Raw genomic sequence first — 23261 nt, 5'->3', positions numbered from 1 at the left:
GCGCGGGGGTGTTGATTGGGCAGGCGTGGGGGGCGCGGGAGACGCATCTGGTGAAGGCGATCGCCGGGGCAACCTTGTTGCTGGGGGTGTTGATCGGGTTGACGGCGGCGGTGGTGGGCAGTGTGTTTGCGCGGTCGGCGTTGGTCGGGTTGGGGACGCCGGCGGATGTGCTGGACGATGCGGTGGCGTATGCCCATGTGATGTTGTGGATCATGCCGTCGCTGTTGGTGTTTGTGCTGTTCACGCAGTTGCTGCGCGGGGTGAGCGATACCTTGTCGCCGTTGTTGGCGCTGGTGGTGTCGACCATGGTCGGGTTGGCGCTGACGCCGGCGTTGATTCGCGGGTGGTTGGGTTTTGCACCGATGGGGATTCAGAGTGCGGCGTTTGCCGGGTTGGTGGGTAACCTGGTGGCGATGGGGTTGCTGGCGTGGCGGCTGATTGGCAAGGGCCATCCGCTGGCGCCGGACCGTGAGTTTTTTGCGGCGATGAAGCTGGACATGGCGATTCTCGGCAAGGTGCTGCGCATCGGTTTGCCCACCGGGTTGCAGATGGTGGTGTTGTCGCTGTCGGAGCTGGTGATTCTGGCGCTGGTGAACCAGCACGGTTCCCAGGCGACGGCGGCCTATGGCGCGGTGACGCAGATCGTCAATTACGTGCAGTTCCCGGCGTTGTCGATTGCGATTACCGCGTCGATCCTCGGGGCGCAGGCGATTGGAGCGGGGCGCATCGAGCGCATGGGGCCGATTCTGCGCACGGGGTTGATGATCAACGTGTGCCTGACCGGTGGTCTGGTGGTGCTCGGGTACTTGCTGTCGCATTGGCTGCTGGCCTCGTTTCTCACGGAAGAAGCGACGCGGAGCATGGCTCAGCACCTGTTGCACATCATGCTCTGGAGCCTGTTGGTGTTCGGTTTCCAGGCGATCATCGGCGGCATCATGCGCGCCAGCGGCACGGTGATGGTGCCGGTGGCGATTTCCATTGTCTGCGTGGTGGGGGTTCAGTTGCCGGCGGCCTATCTGCTGGATGCGAAGTTCGGGCTGCAAGGGGTGTGGATGGCGTTTCCGGTGGCGTATCTGGGGATGCTGGTGTTGCAGACGCTGTATTACAAACTGGTGTGGCAGCATCAGAAGATTGAGCGGTTGGTGTAGGCGGGACGAAGAGAGCGGATAATGCTCTGCACCGAAACCTGTGGCGAGCGAGCTTGCTCGCGCTTGAGTGCGTAGCACTCACAAAATTCGGTCATCGTTATCGGTTTTTGGGGCTGCTGCGCAGCCCAGCGGGAGCAAGCTCCCTCGCCACAAAAGCCCTTGCCACAAAAGGCAGGTTTGGCTGAAGTTCGCAGGCGCAATCGCCTGGGGAGGTTTTCACATGAGCCCCTTGTCCCATTCCATCCTGCAAGACCGGCCAGCGGCCGGGCGGCGTTTGATCGAGCCGCTGCTGCCTTACGCCAATCGTTCCGATGTCATCGTCCTGGCCTTGCCCCGTGGCGGCGTGCCGGTGGCTTATGAGGTGGCCACGGCGCTGAAGGTTCGCCTGGACTTGATGCTGGTGCGCAAGCTCGGCGTGCCGTCCCATCAGGAGTACGCCATGGGGGCGATTGCCAGCGGTGGCATCCAGATTCGTAATGAAGAGGCGCTGCGGGTGCATCCGATTGCCAAGGCCGCATTCGACGCCGTGGTCGAACGGGAAAGCCGCGAGTTGCTGCGCCGCGAGCAGGTCTACCGTGGCACGCGGCCGCCGGTGCAACTCAAGGATCAGGTGGCGATCCTGATCGACGACGGCCTGGCCACCGGCGCTTCGATGCGGGCGGCGATCCAGGCGCTGCGGGTGCAGGAACCTGCGCGCATCGTGGTGGCGGTGCCAGTGGCACCGATCGAGACGGTGGAGGCGCTGCGCAGCGAGGTGGATGAACTGGTCTGCCCGCTGATGCCGGAGTGGTTCACTTCGATTGGCCATTGGTACATGGACTTTTCCCAGACTTGCGATGCCGAGGTGATCGAGCTGTTGCGGCGGGCGTGGCAACGCGAGGCGTGCGGGTAGCGCTGACGGTCATCGGCAGGTGGTCGCAATTCAACGGGTGAGGTGGAATAAACGCCGGTTGTTTGCTTTAGTCCATCTGGTGCCGGCCTTTGTGTGCGGCATGTCAACTCAAGACGGGAGTCCTCCCGGAGAGTGCCATGAACCTTCGATCCGCGCGTTGCATCGCTCTGGCCGGCACGTTGGTGTTCGACCCGGTGCTGTTCGCTGAAGCCGTGGAATACAAGGAGGTCAACGCCAAGGCCAGCACCTTGAGTTTCACCTATCAGCAGATGGGGTCGAGAACCTACGGCACCTTCGGCAAGTTCAAGGCCAATCTCGACTTCGACACCGATAACCCGGGCGCCGCCCATGCCGCACTGACCATCGACCTGAGCAGCATCGATGCCGGCAGCGACGACGCCAACACCGAGCTGCAAAAACCGGCGTGGTTCGACACCGCGACTTATCCGGTGGCGACGTTCGAATCGACGTCCGTCAAGGCCCTCGGCAATAACCGTTACACCATCACCGGCAAACTGTCCCTGCGCGGGCTCACTCGGGAAGTGAGTGTGCCGGTGCAGCTGAGGTCGGAGAGCTCCATCGGCATCTTCGAAGGCCAACTGGTGCTCAAGCGTAACGACTTCAAGATAGGCGAGGGCGAGTGGGCGGACAGTATGGTGTCCAACGTGATCAATATCCGCTTTCGGATGGTGGCGCCGCAGCGGTGACTGGAGCTGCCATAGATAATTTTCCAGCCATTGACGTGACCATGCTGACGGGAGAAATGGAGAGGTTTTTCTGATCGACCGAGGGGCCGCCTTCGCGAGCAAGCCCGCTCCCACAGGGGATCTTCAGGGAGCACAGAAATTATGCTCGACGCAGGTCCCCTGTGGGAGCGGGCTTGCTCGCGAAGGCGTTGTAACAGTCAATACAAGGGCTCTCGGTCCCACCGTACGATCCGCAAAAAAAAGCGCCCGGTCCACATGGCATGGACCGGGCGCCGATCAATCCACTCTAGTGCACTGGCACTGTCACGGTTTTGCCGAAGGCCGACTTGATGGTCGCTGTCGGGTTGGGCGACGGGCCACTGCCGACGGTCGTCACCGCTATATTCCAGCGCGCGCCTGTTGCCGTAGGCGTCAGGGTGGCGGTGCCAAGGTTCACCGTGCCGGTTGTGGTCGTGGCAGTCGCCGTGATGGTATTGCCCGTGCCACGCGAGGTGGTGCCGGACAGCACCCAATACCAGCGGCTGTTACTGCGGGCGGTGACGGTGGCGCTGGTGACGATCAGGTTCTCGACGACCGCTGCCGAGACCGCCACGGACACCGTTGCCGGTGCCGACTCCGCGCCCTTGGCATCGGCGGCCTTATAGGTAAAGGTCGCGGTGAACGGGGCGGGGACCGTGGCCGGTGGTGTGTAGATCACGCGCACGCCATCGGTGGTGACCGTGCCCTTGCCGGAGTCCGGTTGCTCCAGGCCCACCACTTTGAGCGGCACGTTGCCGTCAGGGTCGCTGTCGTTGGCCAGCACGTTGATGGTCACCGGTTGGCCGGTGTTGCTGATGGCGCTGTCGGGGTTGGCGACAGGTTTCTGGTTGTCGAGGTCTTCGACACGTTCATCGCCAGTGCGGAAAGTCGGCAGCGCGGCGGAGTTGACATAGGTGACGCCGTCCCAGCCAGGCAGGGGCGTTGGCATCAACTGGAACTGGCCGGGGTGCTCGACATCCCAACGCATCAGCATGGACGTGTCCTCGTGCTGGGTGTTGTGGCAGTGCTCCATGTAGGTCCCGGCGAACTCGCGAAAGCGGATCGCGATGTCCACATCCACCGAGCTGTCGATGCCCTCGCCGATGCGATAGACGTCCTTGCGTGCCCATTTTTCCCATTCCGGCGGTGCCTTGCCGTCGCGGCTCAGGACGATGCCTTCTTCGAAATGCACGTGCACCGGGTGGCTCCAGCCGTTGCCGCCGTTCCTGATTTTCCACACTTCCAGGGTGCCATCGCCGGAGAACCCGGCAGAGGTCGGACCGGTGGCCAATTGCGGAGCGGCGCTGATGATCCGAGGATCCATTTGGTAGCCGAAACCACCGTCGGTCTTGATGGTCCATGGCTCTTCGTCGGTGCCGTCGGAGCGACCGAAGATGAACTCGCGATGCCGCGCCGCCTTGAGCTTGGCTTGCACCGTCGGGTCGTCACGGTTAAGGGTCAACGGGATCATGACCTTACCCACCGGTTTGCCCGGTTTGGCGGGTTCGTAGTCGGCAGGGTTCATGCTCACGTCCTGGCCAGCGTAAGGCTGCACCACCATCTGCAGGAACTTGCCCACCACCGGGTCGCCGCCGTCCCATTCCAGCCCTTTGCTGCCCAGCTTGAGCACCGCCTTGTACCTGCCGGACAGGACATCGGCCAGGCTCAGCGGCACAGGTTCCGGCCCCTTGCCGTTCTGGTGCTCCATCAGGTTGACGAAGTACAGCTTGTCGCCAACGCTAATCCCGTTTTTCGCGAAGTTGACGATGATGTCGTAACGTTCGGCGATGCCCTGGGCGGGCAGGATCGCGTTGTGGTCCTGGACATCGCCGTCAGCGTCCAGATCCATGCTGCCGTCGAACGGTACGGCGTGCTCCATGAGGTTGCCGTCATTGGCGATCATGTGGAAGGGCACGCGGGTGTAAGACAGGCCGGAACCTGTCGGGCCAGGGAATTCACCACCGGTACCGACGATTTCACGCACCAGCGCGATCCTGAGGAAGCGTGACACCGAGCCATTGAGGATGCGGAAGCGATAGCTGCGTGCCCGCACTTTCAGACGCGGCTGGTACTGCCAGTTGACCAAGAGTTGGTCGCCGAGAAAACCATCGGTGTTGAACGGGTTGAACCACAACTGGCCATTGGCATCCCAGGCCTTGTCGGCCAGCACCAGGTTGACGTCGTAGTCACGGTTGCCCCAGGGCAACGCCGAACCGCTGGGCAGGCGCAGGTTGACACCGTCTTCCAGCGCTTCGTTGCCACGGTCCATGGCACTGTAATAGTTCATCATCACCGCGTTGCCCTTGTAGACGTTCTGCGCGGTGAAATCGAGCATGTGGTCGTGGAACCAGTGGGTGCTCATGGTTTCGCGCCAGTCGCCACGAATCTTGATGCTGCCGTTGTTGCAGGTCTTGAGGCCCGGCGTGGCATCGTTGACATACAGGGTTTCGCCCGGGGCGCAGGGGAACGCCGCGCGCGGATCCTGCGCATTGGTGTTGATGCTGTCGTAGCCGGCCAACTGGATCGGCCAACGATAGTCGTAGTACTGCCCCGGAAAGAAAAACGCATTGGCATAGCCGTCGCTTTCGGCCGGGGAGTGGCCGTTGTGTTCGTGGGTGCTGAGGGTGTGCAGGCCAAAACCCATGTTGGCCGACGGGTCGATCGGCAGGGCGTTGTAGTGCCGCATCAGCACGCCCTGGCCGTAGCGCACCATCAACAGTTTTGGCGGAAAGGTGCCATCGAAGGTCCAGAGCGCCTTGTGGTTCTGAATCGGCATGTTGGGGTGGAAACGCGTGTCGATGCCTTTGGTGGTGCCCGTTGTGGTCGGGATGTCCGAGGTCTGGTAGTAGAGGCCACCCGGTCCGAACTCACCGACGGCGTAGTTGTGCAACTGGCGGCGGTCGCGCATGCCGCCGTTGAGCTTGGCGCCTGCTTGGGCGGTCTTGAAGGCGACCTGTGGGTAGAACTCGTTCCAGCGCTGATGCGACCAGCCTTTTCCTGGCGGACGCCCCTCGGCCGGCGAGCCGACCGGATGGCGGTTGAGGAAGGCTTCGATCTGCGCTTGCCACGGGTTGCGGTCCAGCACGTTGGAATACTGTGACGGAAACGGGTACAGCCCGGGCTGGCGCATGAAAGCTTCGAGCGCCGCAGCCGAAGGGCCGCTGCGGGCGATGTTGTTCGGGTCCTGCGTGGGCGCCGGGCCGACAATCGGAGGCGGGAAGGTCAGGGTGGGCGGCGGCAGTGTCGGGTCGAGTTTTTCCGTGCCGAATTCTTCGAACAACAGCAGTTGCTGAGTGTAGGGCTGCGCCCCGAACAACGGGCTGGGCTTGCCGTTGGTGGGGATCTTGAACGATGTCTGCAGCGCTGGCGGCAGCACGTTGTCGGTCGTCGGCGTGGTGCGGGTACCATACACGCCATTGGGCAAGGCGAAGGCACCCGTGTTGGTGGGGGGCATGGCCTCTATGGCATCCACCGCGGCCTGGGGGTCGGCCGGCGGGTTGGTATACGCCGAGGGGTCCGTCGGTGGTGGCGGGCCGAAATCATCCAGTGGCGCGGCGCAGACAGTGCCGAGGCTGATGTTGATCAGCATCACAGCGGCGATGCCCGTTTTGCTGAAACCGAGCGGTTTGAGGTCAGGCAGGCTTTTCATATTGTTTCCCTCGGGGCGCGCCGATGTGGCTGACGTACGCAATGCGCTCGATGCAAAAGATGCGCCAATCACGAGGGAGTCTCGGAGGGTGTGGAAGGCTGTTTTGTATCAAAACATTGAAGAATTTTCTGTAGCGCCGAAGTGGGTGGCAATCCTCAGGTTCGGGGGGCTTGACCCACCCATTTCCCCAATCCCCTGCCACACCACCATCACCTTCGGACCGCAGCTGTCAGGCGCGTTATGATAGGCGGCCCATGCCTCCCGGAGCCTGTCACCGCAATGCCCCTGATCAGCCACTTCAAGACCCCGTGCCCCGAGCACATCAATAGCCAGATCCTGCAGATGGTGGTCGACAACCTGACCGACATCAGTATGGTCGCGATCCCGCCCAGCAACCTGCTGTACAACCTCTATCAATACGCGATCGGCTATGAGGTGCACCTGTACCTGGAGGCGCTGAACGGTGAAAAAGGCATTGCCGTGGAGTTGATCGTTGCCACGGACGAAGACGATCCACAAAAGGTGCTCGGCTTTTTGCTGTACCTGCCGGTGCAGGACGACCCCGAGGCCTGTGGCGTGGCGTACATGGCGGTACAGGCCGAGTATCGGCGCCAGGGTGTGGCACGACGGATGCTGCGGGAAATGGTCGGCCGCTATCCCCATGCCGAGCTGACCTGTGCGGTGGCCAAGGTGCCGTATTTCGAGGCGATGGGTTTTCAGGTGGTGGGCGTGCGTGCGACCCAGGTGTTGATGAATACCCGCGACCACAGTACCGGTGGCTTGATGGCGCTGCTGGACGTGGCGTCGATCTACAGCTCGCTGGAGGTGCGGCAGATTCATACCTATCTGCTGCAAAAACACGGCAAGCGGGCCATGACCGACGCGGAAAAACAGCGCGACCGGCATCTGGACCAGTTGACGCGCAAGGCCAATGAATGTGTGCGCGAGCGTTTGGGTGATGAGGCAGTGCCGGCGACTGGCCCCCGGTTGCGCCTGGTCTGACCGCACTCTCCCAAACACCACAAATCTCCTGTGGGAGCGGGCTTGCTCGCGAAGGCGGCGTGTCAGTCGCCAGAAGTGTTGGCTGACACACCGCCTTCGCGAGCAAGCCCGCTCCCACAGGGGAATGTGTTGATGGAGAGATGGTTTTTCAGAGACAAAAAAAGAGCCTCAAAGCTCTTTGATGGGGAGGAAGTAGAGCCCTCGAGGCTCAAGATGCGCATGAAGCAGGCGGTGAGCTTGGTAGGGGTTCAGATCACTCACCACCTACGCAGCGGCTTGCACAAGCAAGCGACTGCGTAAGTTCATCCTAAAAAGACCAAGTGTTTCACTCAAGTACCGCTAGTCGCATCCCCCGGCCAGCCGGCGCAGCGCAACGCCTTGAGCAGGGTTTCGGCATCCAGCCCCGGCACCCCATGCCCGTTGCCCTCGGCCGTTTCGGCGGCGAGCAAGGCATTGATGATGGCTTCTTCCACGGCTTCGGTGGCGGCGAGAAACAGCTCGCTGATGTGGTCGTTGTTGACCATGCTCAGGTTGTTTGTGGTCGGCGCTTTCTTGCTCTCGTAGGCAGCCGGTGGCACGTGATCGTTACCGGTGGCGAAAGCGATGAAGATGTCACCGCTGTGGTCTTCATTGCCGCCGCCGGTGCGGGCCAGGCCGAGGCTGGCGCGCTGGGCAAGGCGCGTGCATTGGTGCGGCAGCAGCGGCGCATCGGTGGCCAGGCAGACCACGATCGAGCCCATGCCCGGATGGGGCAGCGAGGCCTTGAGGAACGGCGAATCGACCTGTTCCATGTAGCGCCCGACCGGATACCCGTCGACGCGCAGTTCATGGCGGATGCCATGGTTGGCCTGGACAATCGCCCCCACTGTCCAGCCGCCCTGGGCGCTGTTCAAGCGTCGCGACGCGGTGCCGATGCCGCCCTTGAATTCGTGGCAGATCATGCCGCTGCCGCCACCGACATTGCCTTCGGCCACCGGGCCACTCGCCGCCGAGCGCACGGCTTGGGCTACGTGTTCAGGCTTCACGTGAAAACCGTTGATGTCATTGAGCAAGCCGTCGAAGGTTTCCAGCACCACCGGCATGTTCCAGTAGAGGCGCCCGTCATCGGCTTGCTGTTCGCGGTCGACCACGATCAGCGCATCGCGCACCACGCCCAGGCTGTGGGTGTTGGTGAAGGCGATGGGGCTGGTCAGCAAGCCCGCTTCGCGAATCCATTCCAGCCCCGTGGCATCGCCGTTGCCGTTGAGTACATGCACGCCGGCAAAGCAGGGTTGCTGACTGGTGGAGCCGGCGCGTGGTTCGATGACGGTGACACCCGTGAGGATGTCGCGGCCGTTGGCTGTGCGTCCTCGTACATCACAGTGGCCGACTCGCACGCCGGGGACGTCGGTGATGGCATTGAGCGGACCGGGTTGCAGTTGTCCGAATTGGATGTTCAGGTCGCGGGCGCGTGGTTTCATGGTTTTTCTCATCTTCGATTCGTGGCAGAAAAAAGGGGTATTTCGGGTACCGTAGATCCCCTGTGGGAGCGGCGGTGCGGCGATCCGACTTGCTCGCGAAGGCGTAGTGTCAGTCGCTATCAACGTTGGCTGACCCAACGCCTTCGCGAGCAAGCCCGCTCCCACAAGGGTATGCGGTGGGTTATTGGCCGTTTTTGACCTTGCTCCAGATTCGCGTGCGTACGCGCTCGGTCGCCGGCGGCAGGGGCTGGAGGGTGAACAGGGTGGCCATGGCTTCGGCTGACGGGTAGACAGCCGGGTTGTTGCGGGTCGCTTCGGCCACCAGCGTGGTCGCGCTGCGGTTGCCGTTGGGGTAGTTGAGGTGGTCGCTGACCGGGGCGATGACCTCGGCGCGCATCAGGTATTCGATGAAGGCCATCCCTTGTTCCGGGTGCGGGGCGTCCTTGAGCAGTACCAGGGTGTCGAACCACACCGGTGCGCCTTCCTTGGGCAGGCTGTAGGCGATTTTCACGCCGTTGCCGGCCTGCTCGGCGGTGGTCTTGGCTTCGAGCATGGCGCCGGACCAGCCGACCGCCACGCAGATGTTGCCGTTGGACAGGTCGCTGATGAACTTCGACGAGTTGAAGTAAGCAATGTGCGGTCGCAGCTTGAGCAGCAGCGCTTCGGCTTTCTTGTAGTCTTCGGGGTGGGTGCTGTTGGGCGGCAGGCCGAGGTAGTGCAGGGCGACCGGCAGCATCTCCGACGGCGAGTCGAGCATGGCCACGCCGCACTCGCCGAGCTTGGCCAGGTTCTCCTCCTTGAACACCAGGTCCCAGGAGTCCACCGGCGCCTTGTCGCCCAGTACCGCGCGCACTTTGTCGATGTTGTAGCCGATGCCGTTGGTGCCCCACAGGTACGGCACGGCGTACTGGTTGCCCGGATCGTTGTTGGCCAGTTTCGCCAGCAGTTCGGTGTCCATGTTCTTGAAGTCCGGCATCTGCGCCCGGGGCAGTGGGGCGAGGGCACCGGCCTTGATCAGGGTCGGCAGACTGAAGTTGCTGGCCACCACCACGTCGTAGCCGCTGCGGCTGGTGAGCAATTTGCCTTCGAGCACTTCGGCACTGTCGAAGGTGTCGTAGACCGGCGCGATCCCGGTGTCTCGCTTGAAGTCCTGCAGGGTCGTGGGGCCGATGTAGTCATACCAGTTGTACACGTGCACGGTCGGGGCTTCGACGGCTTGCGCCGACAACGACACCGCCAGACAGGCGCCAAACCCCAGATTGAAATACAAGCGGTGACGACTCATGATGCGGCACTCCTGGCCTGTTGCGGCCGGTGGTAATCAGGAGTTTGCAGCGTATCGACTGGGGTGGCCTTCACCCATTCCCATCATGGGTTACTCAAAAGGGGTAGTGCGTGGACGCGTTGTTGAAAGAGTTGCCGGTGCACCAGGGGCTGGCGCGGGTCTTCGCGACGGTGGGGCGGGACGGTTTCTGGCGGGCGCTGGTCGATACCCTGCGGCTGCTGGTGCCGCTGGACAACGCCCTGGTGGCGCTGATGCGCCCGGGCCACGTGCCGCGCCTGCTGATTGATTTCGATGCCAAGGGCAACAGTGCCGAGCAGGAAGAACTGGCGGACTACCGCGCTGGCATGTACCTGCTTGATCCATTCTATCAAGCCGTGTGCGCTGGCATCGCCGACGGCTTGCACAGCCTCGATTCGGTGGCCCCCGACCAGTTCCAGCACAGCGAGTACTACCTGAGCTACTTCAGCACCGTGGTCGGTGGGGACGAGTTGCAGTTCATGGTCAACCTCGACGGCGCCGTGCTCGGCCTGTCCCTCGGGCGTTCGACGCGCTTTGGCCTTGAGGACCAGGGGCGCCTGCTGTGCGTGCGTGACTGGGTGCTGTCGGCGATGCGCCGACACCTGGATTTGCTGCCACCCGAAGGGCCAGTCGCCGAGCCGCCGGCCGGCGATCTGGCGACCTTGCTCGATCGCTTCGACGCCCGCCTGACCGTGCGGGAAATCGAAACCGCGCGCCTGATTCTCCAGGGCTTCTCCAGCAAGGCCATCGCCCAGCAAATGGGCATCTCCCCGGAAACGGTGAAAGTGCACCGGCGCAATCTCTATCACAAGCTCAACGTGAACGGGCATGGCGAGTTGTTTGCGCTGGTGTTGCAGCCGCGTTGAACCTTGGTGGTTTGGTGAATGCACTGGACCCTTCGCGAGCAAGCCCGCTCCCACACTGGATCTCGGCTCGTCACAACGCCTATGTGGGAGCGGGCTTGCTCGCGAAGGGGACGACTCGGTGTTACTGCCGAAACACCAACGCCTTCAACCCACACTCGACATCCGCATCGGGAAACTCCGGCGGATTCTCCAGCCGTTGCTCGAACCGCAAGCTGGGTGCCTCGCGGGTCACGCCATCGATCAGGAAGTCCGCCCCAAACGCCGGGTCGTTCATGCAGGCCAACACCGTGCCTTCAGGGCTGAGCAATTCCGGCAGGCGACGCAGTACCCGCTGGTAATCCTTGGTCAGCAAAAAGCTGCCTTTCTGGAACGACGGCGGGTCGATGATCACCAGGTCGTACGGGCCTTTGCCGATGACTTTGCCCCAGGACTTGAACAGGTCATGGCCGAGAAACGTGACCTTGCCCAGGTCGTGGCCGTTGAGCCGGTGGTTGTCGCGGCCACGGCTCAGGGCCGGGCTGGACATGTCGAGGTTGACCACGTGGCTCGCGCCGCCTTCGATGGCCGCCACCGAGAAGCCGCAGGTGTAGGCGAACAGGTTCAGCACCCGCTTGCCCTGTGCATGGGCGCGGACCCAGTTGCGGCCATAACGCATGTCGAGGAACAGCCCGGTGTTCTGCTTGCGGCCCAGGTCCACCCGGTACTTCAGGCCACCCTCGGTGATGGTCATTTCTTCGATGACTTCGCCCAGCAGCCATTCGGTGGTGCTTTGCAGCAGGTAGCGATGTTGCAGCAGCAGCGTATGGGCGCCGGATTTTGCCCACTGTTCAGACTGAGTGATTGTCATCAGCCGCTGTTTCAAGTCCTCCAGTTGCGCCGCCTCCGGCTCCTTGAACAACGCCACCAACACCACGCCTTGCAACCAGTCCACGGTCACTTGCTCCAGCCCCGGCCAGCAGCGGCCACGGCCGTGGAACAGGCGACGGGTTTCGGCGGGGGCGGCCGCGAGGGCGGTCAGCAGGTGCTGGTCGAGGGTGGCGAGGGCTTCAGGGTTCATCGGGTCGGGTCGGTGGCGTGGAAAGGGGCGGCATTTAACCATAATTGCGCACTCGACGGACCACACAAGTCCCCCTGTGGGAGCGGGCTTGCTCGCGAAAGCGGTGTGTCAGGCAATACAGATGTCGACTGACACACCGCTTTCGCGAGCAAGCCCGCTCCCACAGGTTTTTCGGTGCCCGTCAGGAGCGAGTTATCACGTTTAATTTAACTTTACGTGAGGATTTGGCGATCTTCCGGCTCCCATACTCGGCTCCAACGAACAACAAACGGGAGCCGGACATGTCGCAGTCAACTGCCTCACCCAAGGCCAGTCATCCACGCTGGCTACGCCTGACCCACTGGCTCAACGCCCTGGCGGTGCTGGTGATGGTCACCAGCGGCTGGCGTATCTACAACGCCTCGCCCCTCTACGAATTCAGCTTTCCCGCGTCGATCACCCTCGGCGGCTGGCTCGCTGGCGCGCTGCAATGGCATTTCGCGGCGATGTGGTTACTGGCGATCAACGGCCTGATCTACCTGGCCTTCAACCTGTTCAGCGGGCGCCTGAAGCGGCGCTTCTTCCCGGTGTCGCCCAGCGGCGTGCTGCATGACCTGTGGGCCGCCTTGCGCGGAAAACTCGGACACGCCGACCTCAACCATTACAACCAGGTGCAACGTGTCGCCTACCTGTTCGTGATGGTCGACATCACGCTGCTGGTGCTCTCCGGGCTGGTGTTGTGGAAGTCGGTGCAGTTCCCGCTGCTGCGTGAATTGATGTTCGGTTACGAAGGCGCACGCCGTGTGCACTTCTTCGCCATGGCGCTGTTGGTGGCCTTCGTGGCAGTGCATCTGCTGATGGTCGCGTTGGTACCGAAAACGTTGTTGGCCATGATCGTCGGCCGCAAGGAGCAAGCATGAAAAAGCGCATTCAGATCCCCGGGCTGGACGAATCTTCGATCCTCACCGACGCCCGCAAGATCCTCGCCCCGCAAATCGAAGACCGCTCGCGGCGTTCGTTCCTGCTGCGTGGCCTGACCCTCGGCGGCGTGGCCATGTTGTCCGGTTGCAACATCACCGACAACGAAAGCGTCGACACCGCGCTGTCCTCCATGTCGCGCTTCAACGACCGGGTACAGGGCTGGCTGTTCAACCCCAACGCCATGGCGCCGACCTATCCCGCATCGATGATCACCCGGCCGTTTCCCTTCAATGCCTTTTATGGCATCGACGAGGCACCGACAGTGGAGGAGGAGAGCTATCGCCTGGAGGTCAGCGGCCTGGTCGCCGACAAGCGCAGCTGGCGCCTCGACGAACTGCGCGCCATGGCCCAGACCGAGCAAATCACCCGGCATATCTGTGTCGAAGGCTGGAGCGCGATCGGACGGTGGGGCGGCGTGCGCTTCAGCGATTTCCTCAAGCGCATCGGCGCCGACACCGACGCCAAATACGTCGGCTTCAAATGCGCCGACGACTACTACACCAGCATCGACATGGCCACCGCGCTGCACGCGCAAACCCTGCTGGCGCTGACCTGGGACGGCGCGGTGCTGCCGCGCGAGTACGGCTTCCCGATGAAGCTGCGCATGCCCACCAAACTTGGCTACAAGAACCCCAAACACATTCAGGCAATTTTCGTCAGCAATACCTACAGCGGCGGCTACTGGGAAGACCAGGGCTACAACTGGTTCGGTGGCAGCTGACGGATGCCTGGCCCTTTCACACCTCCACACCCCACGCTCCAAGGAGTTTCATCATGAAAAAGTTGACCACCGTTGTACTGTCCATGTGCCTGGCCGTTGGCGCTGCCTCCGTGTTTGCAGCTGACACGATGAGCAACGACAGCATGAGCAAGGATTCGATGTCCAAGGATGCCATGTCCAAGGACGCGATGAAGAAAGATGCAATGTCCAAGGATGCGATGAAGAAAGACGCGATGTCCAAAGACTCCATGAGCAAGGACGGCATGAAAAAAGACGCCATGTCCAAAGATGTGATGAAGAAGGACGCCATGTCGCAGTAAGCATCAGCCGCCTCCAGTGGGAACCCCCACTGGGGGGAGCGGTTAGCGATGGAGAAGGTGCGCCGCAGCCAGCAAACAATTAGTTACGATGCCAGTCTTGCCGAAAGTGCACGCGCAACCAAAACTGCATGTTTAAAGCGCTGTACTCAATTCGCGGTAGAAAGAAATAACATGCCCTCACCTAGCATTTCATCATCAAGCAGTGTGACCACTAGCATACAAACTGACGCGCCGGCAGTGGCGGAAACAACTTCCGAACAGTATTTCCAACCCTCTTTTTATCCCGCCAATGGCGATCTGGTGTTAGGCCAGATATCCGTTGCAAGCAAGGGGAACTCAATCTGGACGCCAGGTAGTCTGCAGGAAAGTCTGTTGTCAATGTTTAATATAATGGTTAAGCAGCCTGAGTTGTTTAGTCTTGAAGGTGGGCAGTGCACGAAAATAAACGACAGGCCGGATTCGATCGGGGATTTGGTGGGTGCGATGTATCTGGTCTTGAAGGAGGAAGGGCAGCGTAAAGAATCAAGAGTGAACAACGAGCCGGTCAGGCAGCCCGAGAATAAAACTGCTCACAATTCTAACGCTGATTCGGCGAGGAGGGCAGTCGATGAGAGTGCTTGCGTCATTAACTTTCGCAATGGTTTTATTGGTGCGATGTATGAGCTTGAAAAAAGTATTAGAGACTCCAATGACAGTGGTGGCAGCGCATTGACGGATTATTGCGATATTTTTTCTCGCAATAAACTTGATCAATTGTTTTCAAAGTTGAAAAGTCACTCTTGTTACATTTCGGCAGATACACCTCTCGAAACTGCAAGTATGCAGAAAGAGCCTGTCAATGGAAACTCGTGGCAACGTATTCATAAACCCGCCGCCTATTTATTTTCGATTATCAGCAAGGGCATGATTGATGGGTTCATTCGGCAACAAAGCGAGTCCGAGCCTACAGCCCGTATACATTTTTTTCTGGATGACATCCAAATACATGATGTAGTTGACAGGACTGGTGCAGATGCCTTTGGAACAACGTCTGAGGAACTGCGTCATCTCTATCATTGCAGGGATCAGTTGGGTGGTACGGTGGTGTGGTTCTATAAAAATAACCAGAGGGTACCATCGCCGTGGGAGCAGGATCCGGAATTGTGGAGTCGATGCGCAATCGGTGCCAATGTGACTCCAGCGCCGTCAGCACCTGAACAAACGATAACCACAAACGTTCCAGCCGACGCAAAGGGAGAGATGAGTGCATCGGTTTCATCCCTGTTGACAGATAGTTATTACTTTCTTTTTCGTGATTTCAATCTAGGTGTTGAGTATGCCAAGCATAATATAGGTTTTCCGGAGGGTATTGGTAAGGCGTATAGGGAAGAGAAGTGGGAAGGTATTATTACTCAGGAAGAGTATGCCTCGCTTTTAGCTTATAGAAAGGGATTTGATAAGCATATAGATCCTTGTTTGGGTTCGGTGGATCCAGAAAGAAAGAGTTTTAATACAGTAGTATCCTACATAGTGTCTGCGTTGGGTAAATTGAGAGCGTTGGGGTATTCCAACTATTGTGACGGATTTCGCATAGACAAGTTTTTTGCAAAATATCCGGAGCTTCCAATTAGGTTTCTCGAGGAAAGCTACTTGCGCAGTTCTGTTGTGCCGATAAAGCCGCTTCCTGATAGTCCTGAACAGAGATCGGCACGCCCTGATCAGGTATTCGACTTCAAGAGAAATGATAAAAATGAGTATGAGTTTGTCCGGCGAAGCAATGGCGAAAGCTGCAAGCTGAGCGGCGTGTTTACCTATGTCATTCTTGCAACTGAACCTGATCATGTTTATTGCGGTGTGGGAAATGGTCAGCAGGATTCGAAAGGGGAACTTAACGAATATCGGCATCGTAATCGAGACTACATAGAAGGTCACAGCTCACTGGCTCAAGGTAAAGATGTGCTGTTTGCTGGTGAATTTTTGTTTGTAGACGGACAGCTGAAGCTTTGGACTAATGGCAGTGGTCATTATGAGCCAGCAGCTGCGCTTCGTTTGACTAATTTAACGGAGGTGGTAAAGCGCATACTTCCTGAGAATTTATTTCGAGATCACGATGAGCTGACGGCAACAGAAATTCAGGCGCTCAATGCGTATATACGGATTTCGGAAAAGGACGAAGGCATTTTGAGGGCTCGTTACTCCACACCTGTCGACTCTGAATCTGATTCTGACTCTGGCTCTGGCTCTGATTCCGACTCCGAAACCGATGCAGATGTCTTCAAGAAATTAATGATTAAGAGAGGGTTGGGAGAACGGGTAGTCGTACGGGCTGTGGGTCCGAAAAACGCAGGCGCCGCATGAAGAAAAACATGAGATGAAGTAACCGCTCCCATCGACGCCGCTATGAGCAGAGTACTCGCTGGACGGTTTGCGCATCGTCGATGCGTCGATTTTCCCCAACGTGACGTCGGGCAACACCCACGCCGCCGTATTGATGGTGGCGCAAAAGGGCGCCGACCTGATCCTGCAGGACGCGTGATGCCGGTCACCTGGCTGTATCAAAAATGAATTTCCGCGGTCTGCGCTGCTCATACCTTTAGGCAGCGGATCCAATTCCGCGAAATCATTGAGGCAATCAGGGAGCGGCACGGTCATGAGTCGAGTACCGACGGCGGGCGGACATCGTCCTGACGGGTTGATCCTGGTGGTTGAGGACGACCCGCTGATCCTGGAGTTTCTCTGCGAGATTCTTCAGGAGGAGGGTTTTGTCGTCGAGCCGCACACCAGTGCGGATGCGGCAGCGATCTATCTGGAACAGCATGCGCCGCAGGTGGGCATGCTGCTGACAGACATCACCATGCCCGGCACGCTCAATGGCGCGGACCTGGCCAACCAGTTCGGCGATCGCTGGCCGGACAAGCCGATCATGATCATGTCCGGTTTCGAAACCCCTGAAAGCTCCGGCGTGCGGCACGCGGTCTCGTTTATCAAGAAGCCTTGGATGATCGGTGGGCTGCTCGATTGTGTGAGCCAGACCTTCAAGTCCAAACGACTCAACTGAGCCGTTCGCAGATGCTACATTGCCGGGCAAATCCGTCCGGCAGCTGCGAGGTTCCTTTCCTTGTCCGATCACCCTGTATTCAACTCGACTTACCGTGCCTTTCTGTTCGACATGGACGGCACTGTCCTGACGTCCATTGCCGCTGCCGAGCGGGTCTGGTCCACCTGGGCCGTGCGCCATGGGGTCGATGTCGAATCCTTCCTGCCGACCATTCACGGCGCCCGCGCCATCGACACCATCAGGCGCCTGGGCTTGCCCGGGGTGGATGCCGAGGCCGAAGCCGCGTGGATCACCGAAGCGGAAATCGACGACGTCGACGGGGTATTCGAAGTGGCGGGCGCGGCGAAATTCCTGCGGTCCTTGCCGGCCAGGCAGTGGGCCATCGTCACCTCCGCCCCACGGGAACTTGCGCTGCGGCGGATGGCGGCGGCGGGGATTCCCGAGCCTGGGGTGATGGTGACTGCCGAAGACGTCACGGCCGGCAAGCCTGACCCCGCAGGTTATCGACTCGCGGCCCGGCGCCTGGGCGTGGAGCCTGGGCAGTGCCTGGTTTTTGAGGATGCCACGGTGGGGATTCTGGCGGCAGAAGCGGCGGGGGCGGATTTGGTTATTGTCACGGCGACCCATGAGCAGCCGATCGAGACGGCGCATGGGACGTTGGTGGGGTATGACAGGGTTGTCGCGAGCGTGGATGCCGACGGTCTGATTCGTTTGCAGTTTTTGTGAACGACACATTTCCCCTGTGGGAGCGGGCTTGCTCGCGAAAACGGTGTATCAGTCAACATTGATAGCGACTGACACTATGCCTTCGCGAGCAAGCCCGCTCCCACAGGGGGATCAGTGTTCCAGTCAGTAAAGTCCGGGAACCAGCCGCCAGGTGCGGGCGCAATAGGCTTCGTATTCGCTGCCGAACTGCGCCCTGAGCAAGGCTTCTTCCGAGTGAATCCGGGCAATCAGCGGGATCAGGGTCAATGCCGCCAGCAGCAGACCGACCCCCGAGCGAAACGCCAGTGCCCAGCCCACGGCGATGACCATCATCCCCAGGTAACTGGGGTTGCGCAGGCGCCGGTAAATGCCCTCGGTAACCAGTCGGTGCCCCGGCTGGATCGCCACCAGCCCGCTGAAGCGCTTGCCCAGCACAAACACCGGCCACAACCGCAGCGCGCCGCCCGCGATGAACAACAGTGCCCCGAGCCAGCGCACGCCTTCACCTCCAAAGGTCCAGAAATCGATGCGGTCGGTATAGGCCGGCACAAAGCCGCTGAGCACGCCGATCACGCCGAAGACCGGGAGGACCCAGCGATTGGCCCGGTCTTCGCGTTCTCCCGAACTCAGGTTGGCCTCGGTGAACAGCGATGCGACGGCCATGATCAGGGTGGCCAGGGCAATGACGACCAGTGAGCCGTGGCTGAAGTAAGCCGCGAAACTGCCCAGCCCCCAGATCGCCAGGGCGAGGTAGGCGAGGGTGCTGACGACGGCGAAAAACGCCAGTTTGGCCGAGATTTTCATGGCGCCTCCAAAAACCACCTCCGGTATGTTCAGTGTAGATACCGAGGGTTCCCACGCTGAGCGGGGGAGCGATCAAATCACCTCTGCTCGCGCATTGCGCCGGATCACCTGGGGTGGTTGCCCGAACACCCGCAGGAAGGTTTCGCGCATGCGTCGGCGGTCGGTGAACCCGGTTTCCAGGGCGATCTGGTCGAGGGTCAGGCGTCCGCGCTCGAGCATCTGTCGCGCCGCCTCCAGACGCAGGTTTTCGATGGCCTTGGCCGGCGATTGCCCGGTTTCGGCGCGAAACGCCCGGCTGAATTGCCGGGGGCTGAGGTTGGCCACTTGTGCCAGTTGCTCCACAGAAAGGGGCTGGGCGAGGTGTTCTCGGGCGTAGCCGAGCACGGTCTGGATGCGATCGGATTTCGGCGCCAGTTCCAGCAGCGCCGAATGCTGCGACTGGCCGCCGGCGCGGCGGTGGTACATCACCAGTTTCTGCGCCACGGCCCGGGCCAGCTCGGCGCCGTGGTCCTTTTCCACCATGGCCAGTGCGAGGTCGATACCCGCGGTCATGCCGGCGGACGTCCAGATCGAACCGTCGATCACGTAGATGCGATCAGCCTCGACCTTGATCGCCGGAAACCGCGCCTGCAGTTCCCGGGCGTACGCCCAGTGGGTGGTGGCTCGCCGTCCGTCGAGCAAGCCGGCCTGGGCCATGACGAACGCCCCGGAGCAGATCGACGCGGTGCGGCGCGCGCTGTGGATGCTGGCCTTCAGGTACTCCAGCACGGCCTCGGGCGCCTGTTCGACGATCGAGTCGCCGCCGACCACGATGACCGTGTCGAACACGCGCCCGTCGAAGGCCTCGGTGCAAACGCTCAAGCCACCCGAGGCGCGCAGGGTGTGACCGTTTTCCGACAGCACGCGCACGTCATACAGGGTCTGTGCGGCGCTGAAATTGGCGTATTCGAACACCGGCATGGCGGCCAGCGCCATGGACTGAAAACCCTCGAAAACCACGAACGCTACGCTGATCATCGGCCTGTCCTCAAACGGTATGTCCGAAAAACGTACTTTAAACGTCATTTGAGACGGACGTAAGTCCCTTTATAACGGACGGCACCCGGCGAATCTCTCGCCTTACCCTTGAGGAATTGCACCATGGCTCTCTCATCCAAAGGCACTGCACTGATCACCGGTGCTTCTTCGGGCATCGGCGCGGTGTATGCCGACCGTCTGGCTCGCCAGGGTTACGACCTGATCCTGGTGGCCCGCAGCCGGGGCAAACTCAATGCCCTGGCCAAGCATTTGAGCGACCAGACCGGGCGCACCGTGGAGGTGGTGGCCGCCGACCTGACGAACAAGGCGGATTCGCTGCGGGTCGAACAGATCCTGCGCAACGACGCCAGCATCACCTTGTTGGTCAACAACGCCGGGGTCGGTGGCGTCATGCCGCTGCTGGCCAGTCCCGTGGACGACATGGAAGCGATGGTCAGCCTCAACGTGACGGCTTTGATGCGCCTGGCCTACGCCGCTGTACCGGGCTTCGTCGCCCGGGGCGCCGGCACCCTGGTCAATATCGCCTCCATCGTCGCCATCGCCCCGGAAATCCTCAACGGCGTGTACGGCGGGACCAAGGCGTTTGTCCTGGCCCTGAGCCAGTCGATGCAGCATGAACTGGCGGACAAAGGCGTACGCGTCCAGGCGGTGTTGCCGGGGGCGACCGCCACCGATTTCTGGAGCGAGGCCGGCAACCCGGTGGAAAATCTGCCGCAGGAGATCGTAATGTCCGCCGAAGACATGGTCGATGCCGCGCTCGCGGGCCTGGCGGCCGGTGAGACAGTGACCATCCCGGGCCTGCACGATGGCAGCCAGTGGGATCGCTACGAAGCCCAGCGCAAGACGCTGTCCGGGTTGTTTGGCAATTGCGTGGCGGCGCCGCGCTATCGCTGAGACGGCCCCCGGACCGGGTGAACTAAACTTGCATGAGAGGACCGTTCACCGCTGGCTCGTCGACCGGTTCGGCGAGCCGGTGGCGTGTAACAGGAACCGACATGCTTCACATCCGCACGCCTTTGATTCTGCACCCTGGCCTCTCGACCCCGACCCGCCGTATCTGGCTGAAACTGGAAAACCTGCAACCTGGCGGCTCGTTCAAAATACGCGGCATCGGCTTGCTGTGCAGTCGGGCGGCGCAGCAAGGCAAGCGCAAGGTGGTCTGTCCCTCCGGCGGTAACGCGGGACTGGCCACGGCCATGGCCGCGGCCTGCCTGGGGCTCAAGGCCTGCATCGTGGTGCCGCACACCACCCCGCACAGCACCCGGGCGCGGATCAGCAAGACCGGCGCCGAGGTGATCGAGCACGGCAAGGTCTGGGACGAAGCCAATCAATGGGCCCGTGAACTCGCCCAGGACCCACGCAGTGAATTCGTGCCGGCCTTCGACCACCCGGTGTTGTGGGAAGGGCACAGCACGATGATCGATGAAATCCTTGCCGACTGCCCGCCAGTGGATGTGCTGGTGGCATCGGTGGGCGGTGGTGGCTTGCTGGCCGGGTTGCTCACCGGCCTGATTCGTCATCGGCACACCGATTGCCGCATCGTCGCCTGCGAAACCGAAGGCGCGGCGTCGTTCGCTGCGGCGGTGGCGGCCGGGCATCCCGTCAGATTGCCGAAAATAGACACGGTCGCTACATCACTGGGGGCCGCGCAAGTGGCCGCCTGGCCGGTCAGGCACATCGGCGATTTCCCCTATGAGTGCGTGGTGCTCAGTGATGATGAGGCGATCATGGGCGTGGTGCGTTACGCCAATGATTTGCGTCAGCTGGTCGAGCCGGCGTGCGGCGTTTCATTGGCGATCGCCTACCTGGATCACCCGGAGATTGCCGACGCCCATGACGTGGTGATCGTGGTGTGTGGCGGGGTGAGTATCAACGCGCAGCTCGTGGCCGGGTGGGCACGCATGTCCACTGGCACACACGCGAGGCAGGGCTGGAAACGCTATCCCGGTGTCACAAGCCCCACCGCTGGCGATGACGATCTTCAGTGATCGGCGGCAACGCCTTCCTGGACGAGGATGGCGCGGGCCAGGTCTTCGTCGCTTGCGTTGTTGAGGGCGGGATTGTCCTGACGGATCTTTTTCAACACCGACTCCAGGTAAGCACCACGAATCGCACCGCCGCTGGCGACGAAGCTGGAGGCGTCATCCCGGGCGGGAATCATGAGTTTGTCGTCTTTGAATGTTGAGTACAGCGAGGCGGAAACCCCGGCCGAGGTAGCGACATCTTTGGCATCCACATCGGCCAGAGCCGAGCCTGCGGGTAAACAAAGTACCAGTGCAGAGATGATAAATAGGCGGCGCATGACGGTGTCCTCCGACAGCCTGAAGCATAAGGGATGTACCACATAGTTTAGGATACGTGGCAGTCGACGAGAGTTCCGTGACGTCGCCGGTGAGAACAGCTGTGAGAGGGCAGGGGCGTTGAGCGTCGATATTCAAAGCGTGGTGATCGGGGCCGGCGTCGTCGGGTTGGCGGTGGCCAGGGCCTTGGCCATGAGCGGGCGGGACGTGCTGGTGGTCGAGGCCGGGACGGGCATCGGCGCGGGCATCAGTTCGCGTAATTCAGAAGTGATTCACGCCGGCATCTATTACCCGGGCGGCAGCCTCAAGGCGCGGTTGTGCGTGGCGGGCAAGCAGCGTCTCTACACCTATTGCGATGAGCACGGTGTCGATTACCGGCGCGTGGGCAAGCTGATCGTGGCCACCGACGAGCAGCAGCAGGCGGCTTTGCAGCGCCTGTTGCAGCAGGGGCGTGTCAATGGTGTCGATGACCTGCAATGGCTGGATGGCCCGCAGGCCCGGGAGCTTGAACCGGCGTTGTCCTGCGTCGCGGCACTGTGGTCGCCCTCTACCGGCATCGTCGATTCCCACGGGCTGATGCTGGCACTTCAGGGCGACGCGCAGCGGTGCGGTGCGACGCTGGCCTTGCACACGCCGTTGCTCTCGGCCCTGTGCATCGACCAGGGCTTCGAGCTGCACATGGGCGGCAGCCAACCCATGACCCTGCGCTGCCGCGAAGTGATCAACTGCGCGGGGCTGTCCGCTCCCCAAGTGGCGCGCACGATCGTCGGTCTGCCTGAACAGTGCGTGCCCCAGGCGCATCTGTGCAAGGGCAGCTATTTCAGTTTCAGCGGCCGGGCACCCTTTCGGCACCTGGTGTATCCGGCCCCGGAGAGTGCGGGACTGGGCGTGCACATGACGCTCGACCTGGGTGGACAGGCGCGCTTCGGGCCGGATGTCGAATGGGTCGAGCACATTGATTACCGCGTCGAGCCCCGTCGGGCCGAGGGTTTTTATCAGGCGATCCGCCGTTATTGGCCGGGTTTGCCGGACAACAGCCTGCAACCGGCCTACAGCGGCATTCGCCCGAAAATCAGCGGGCCGACCGAGCCGGCCGCCGATTTTCTCGTCAGCGGATGCGCCGAGCATGGCGTACCGGGGCTGGTGAATCTGTTCGGCATCGAATCACCGGGGCTGACCAGTTGCCTGGCGCTTGCCGGGCACGTGGTGAAGCGCCTCGACGACCGATGATCAGTGCTGGCCCTGCATTGCGGGCATCGGGTCTATGCTAGGGA

21 protein-coding genes and 1 pseudogene are annotated in these 23261 nt (G+C 61.2%); 15 read left to right on the top strand and 7 right to left on the bottom strand.

All coding sequences use genetic code 11. The features are described 5' to 3' along the window. From BSF40_RS29675 to BSF40_RS29665, 3 genes are all read left to right on the top strand, one after another. On the top strand, positions 1-1148 hold a 1148-nt coding region (locus BSF40_RS29675; protein ID WP_095968017.1), incomplete at its 5' end, for an MATE family efflux transporter. Positions 1149-1368: 220 nt separating this feature from the next. Further along, entirely contained in the window at positions 1369-2040 is a 672-nt protein-coding gene (locus BSF40_RS29670; RefSeq protein WP_095968014.1) for a phosphoribosyltransferase, read from the top strand. A gap of 137 nt (positions 2041-2177) precedes the next feature. After that, positions 2178-2747 (top strand): YceI family protein, encoded by a 570-nt coding sequence (locus BSF40_RS29665; protein ID WP_095968013.1) that lies wholly within the window; start codon positions 2178-2180, stop codon positions 2745-2747. 286 nt (positions 2748-3033) lie between these two features. On the opposite strand, the gene BSF40_RS29660 is transcribed toward BSF40_RS29665, so the two are convergent. Beyond that, on the bottom strand, positions 3034-6414 hold the full coding sequence (locus BSF40_RS29660) for an Ig-like domain-containing protein (protein ID WP_095968012.1): 3381 nt from the start codon (positions 6412-6414) through the stop codon (positions 3034-3036). A gap of 279 nt (positions 6415-6693) precedes the next feature. Between BSF40_RS29660 and BSF40_RS29655 the strand changes: the two genes are divergently transcribed. Further along, entirely contained in the window at positions 6694-7416 is a 723-nt protein-coding gene (locus BSF40_RS29655; RefSeq protein WP_095968011.1) for a GNAT family N-acetyltransferase, read from the top strand. 329 nt (positions 7417-7745) lie between these two features. On the opposite strand, the gene BSF40_RS29650 is transcribed toward BSF40_RS29655, so the two are convergent. Both BSF40_RS29650 and BSF40_RS29645 read right to left on the bottom strand, forming a co-directional pair. Continuing rightward, positions 7746-8876 carry a P1 family peptidase gene (locus BSF40_RS29650; protein WP_095968010.1) on the bottom strand — a complete coding sequence of 377 codons (1131 nt, stop codon included), beginning with the start codon at positions 8874-8876 and terminating at the stop codon, positions 7746-7748. A 181-nt stretch (positions 8877-9057) separates the two neighbouring features. After that, on the bottom strand, positions 9058-10161 hold the full coding sequence (locus tag BSF40_RS29645; RefSeq protein WP_095968009.1) for an extracellular solute-binding protein: 1104 nt from the start codon (positions 10159-10161) through the stop codon (positions 9058-9060). Between the two features lie 110 nt (positions 10162-10271). Between BSF40_RS29645 and BSF40_RS29640 the strand changes: the two genes are divergently transcribed. Beyond that, positions 10272-11045 carry a helix-turn-helix transcriptional regulator gene (locus BSF40_RS29640; RefSeq protein WP_095968008.1) on the top strand — a complete coding sequence of 258 codons (774 nt, stop codon included), beginning with the start codon at positions 10272-10274 and terminating at the stop codon, positions 11043-11045. 121 nt (positions 11046-11166) lie between these two features. Here the strand turns inward: BSF40_RS29640 and BSF40_RS29635 are convergent, their stop codons facing one another. After that, complete coding sequence (locus tag BSF40_RS29635) at positions 11167-12102, bottom strand: class I SAM-dependent methyltransferase (protein ID WP_095968007.1); 936 nt, start codon at positions 12100-12102, stop codon at positions 11167-11169. Between the two features lie 281 nt (positions 12103-12383). Between BSF40_RS29635 and BSF40_RS29630 the strand changes: the two genes are divergently transcribed. The 7 genes and pseudogenes from BSF40_RS29630 to BSF40_RS29600 all read left to right on the top strand — a co-directional run bounded on the left by BSF40_RS29630 (position 12384) and on the right by BSF40_RS29600 (position 17866). Then, complete coding sequence (locus tag BSF40_RS29630; RefSeq protein ID WP_095968006.1) at positions 12384-13001, top strand: cytochrome b/b6 domain-containing protein; 618 nt, start codon at positions 12384-12386, stop codon at positions 12999-13001. Beyond that, positions 12998-13783: a molybdopterin-dependent oxidoreductase gene (locus BSF40_RS29625; protein ID WP_015094481.1), complete on the top strand. Its 786-nt coding sequence runs from the start codon at positions 12998-13000 to the stop codon at positions 13781-13783. Before BSF40_RS29630 ends, BSF40_RS29625 begins: the two co-directional genes overlap by 4 nt. A 53-nt stretch (positions 13784-13836) precedes the next feature. Then, a complete protein-coding gene (locus BSF40_RS29620; RefSeq protein ID WP_095968005.1) occupies positions 13837-14103 on the top strand; it encodes a pentapeptide MXKDX repeat protein in 267 nt (88 codons plus the stop codon). 48 nt (positions 14104-14151) lie between these two features. Next, positions 14152-16440 (top strand): hypothetical protein, encoded by a 2289-nt coding sequence (locus tag BSF40_RS29615; protein ID WP_141249822.1) that lies wholly within the window; start codon positions 14152-14154, stop codon positions 16438-16440. Between the two features lie 52 nt (positions 16441-16492). Next, positions 16493-16618, top strand: a pseudogene (locus BSF40_RS29610) (GMC oxidoreductase); the annotation flags it as partial. 114 nt (positions 16619-16732) lie between these two features. Beyond that, positions 16733-17140: a response regulator gene (locus tag BSF40_RS29605; protein ID WP_095968003.1), complete on the top strand. Its 408-nt coding sequence runs from the start codon at positions 16733-16735 to the stop codon at positions 17138-17140. A 60-nt stretch (positions 17141-17200) separates the two neighbouring features. Continuing rightward, the gene (locus BSF40_RS29600) at positions 17201-17866 is read left to right on the top strand and encodes an HAD-IA family hydrolase (RefSeq protein ID WP_095968002.1); all 666 of its coding nucleotides are present in this window, start codon (positions 17201-17203) and stop codon (positions 17864-17866) included. 123 nt (positions 17867-17989) lie between these two features. Here the strand turns inward: BSF40_RS29600 and BSF40_RS29595 are convergent, their stop codons facing one another. Next, complete coding sequence (locus BSF40_RS29595; RefSeq protein WP_095968001.1) at positions 17990-18649, bottom strand: isoprenylcysteine carboxylmethyltransferase family protein; 660 nt, start codon at positions 18647-18649, stop codon at positions 17990-17992. 72 nt (positions 18650-18721) lie between these two features. After that, positions 18722-19666 carry a GlxA family transcriptional regulator gene (locus BSF40_RS29590; protein WP_095968000.1) on the bottom strand — a complete coding sequence of 315 codons (945 nt, stop codon included), beginning with the start codon at positions 19664-19666 and terminating at the stop codon, positions 18722-18724. A gap of 123 nt (positions 19667-19789) precedes the next feature. On the opposite strand from BSF40_RS29590, the gene BSF40_RS29585 reads away from it, so the two are divergent. Continuing rightward, entirely contained in the window at positions 19790-20581 is a 792-nt protein-coding gene (locus tag BSF40_RS29585; RefSeq protein WP_095967999.1) for an SDR family oxidoreductase, read from the top strand. 101 nt (positions 20582-20682) lie between these two features. Then, entirely contained in the window at positions 20683-21675 is a 993-nt protein-coding gene (locus BSF40_RS29580) for a pyridoxal-phosphate dependent enzyme (protein ID WP_095967998.1), read from the top strand. On the opposite strand, the gene BSF40_RS29575 is transcribed toward BSF40_RS29580, so the two are convergent. Beyond that, positions 21669-21989 carry a DUF2388 domain-containing protein gene (locus tag BSF40_RS29575; RefSeq protein WP_095967997.1) on the bottom strand — a complete coding sequence of 107 codons (321 nt, stop codon included), beginning with the start codon at positions 21987-21989 and terminating at the stop codon, positions 21669-21671. The genes BSF40_RS29580 and BSF40_RS29575 overlap by 7 nt on opposite strands. 118 nt (positions 21990-22107) lie before the next feature. On the opposite strand from BSF40_RS29575, the gene BSF40_RS29570 reads away from it, so the two are divergent. Next, entirely contained in the window at positions 22108-23217 is a 1110-nt protein-coding gene (locus tag BSF40_RS29570) for an NAD(P)/FAD-dependent oxidoreductase (protein ID WP_095967996.1), read from the top strand. The last annotated feature ends 44 nt before the right edge of the window (positions 23218-23261 follow it).

The sequence above is a fragment of the Pseudomonas sp. ACN5 genome, assembly GCF_002303975.1.
In the GTDB taxonomy this organism is placed as follows: Bacteria; Pseudomonadota; Gammaproteobacteria; order Pseudomonadales; family Pseudomonadaceae; genus Aquipseudomonas; species Aquipseudomonas laurylsulfatiphila.
Note: the sequence above shows the minus strand (reverse complement) of the source record. Positions and strands in the feature narration are given on the sequence as shown.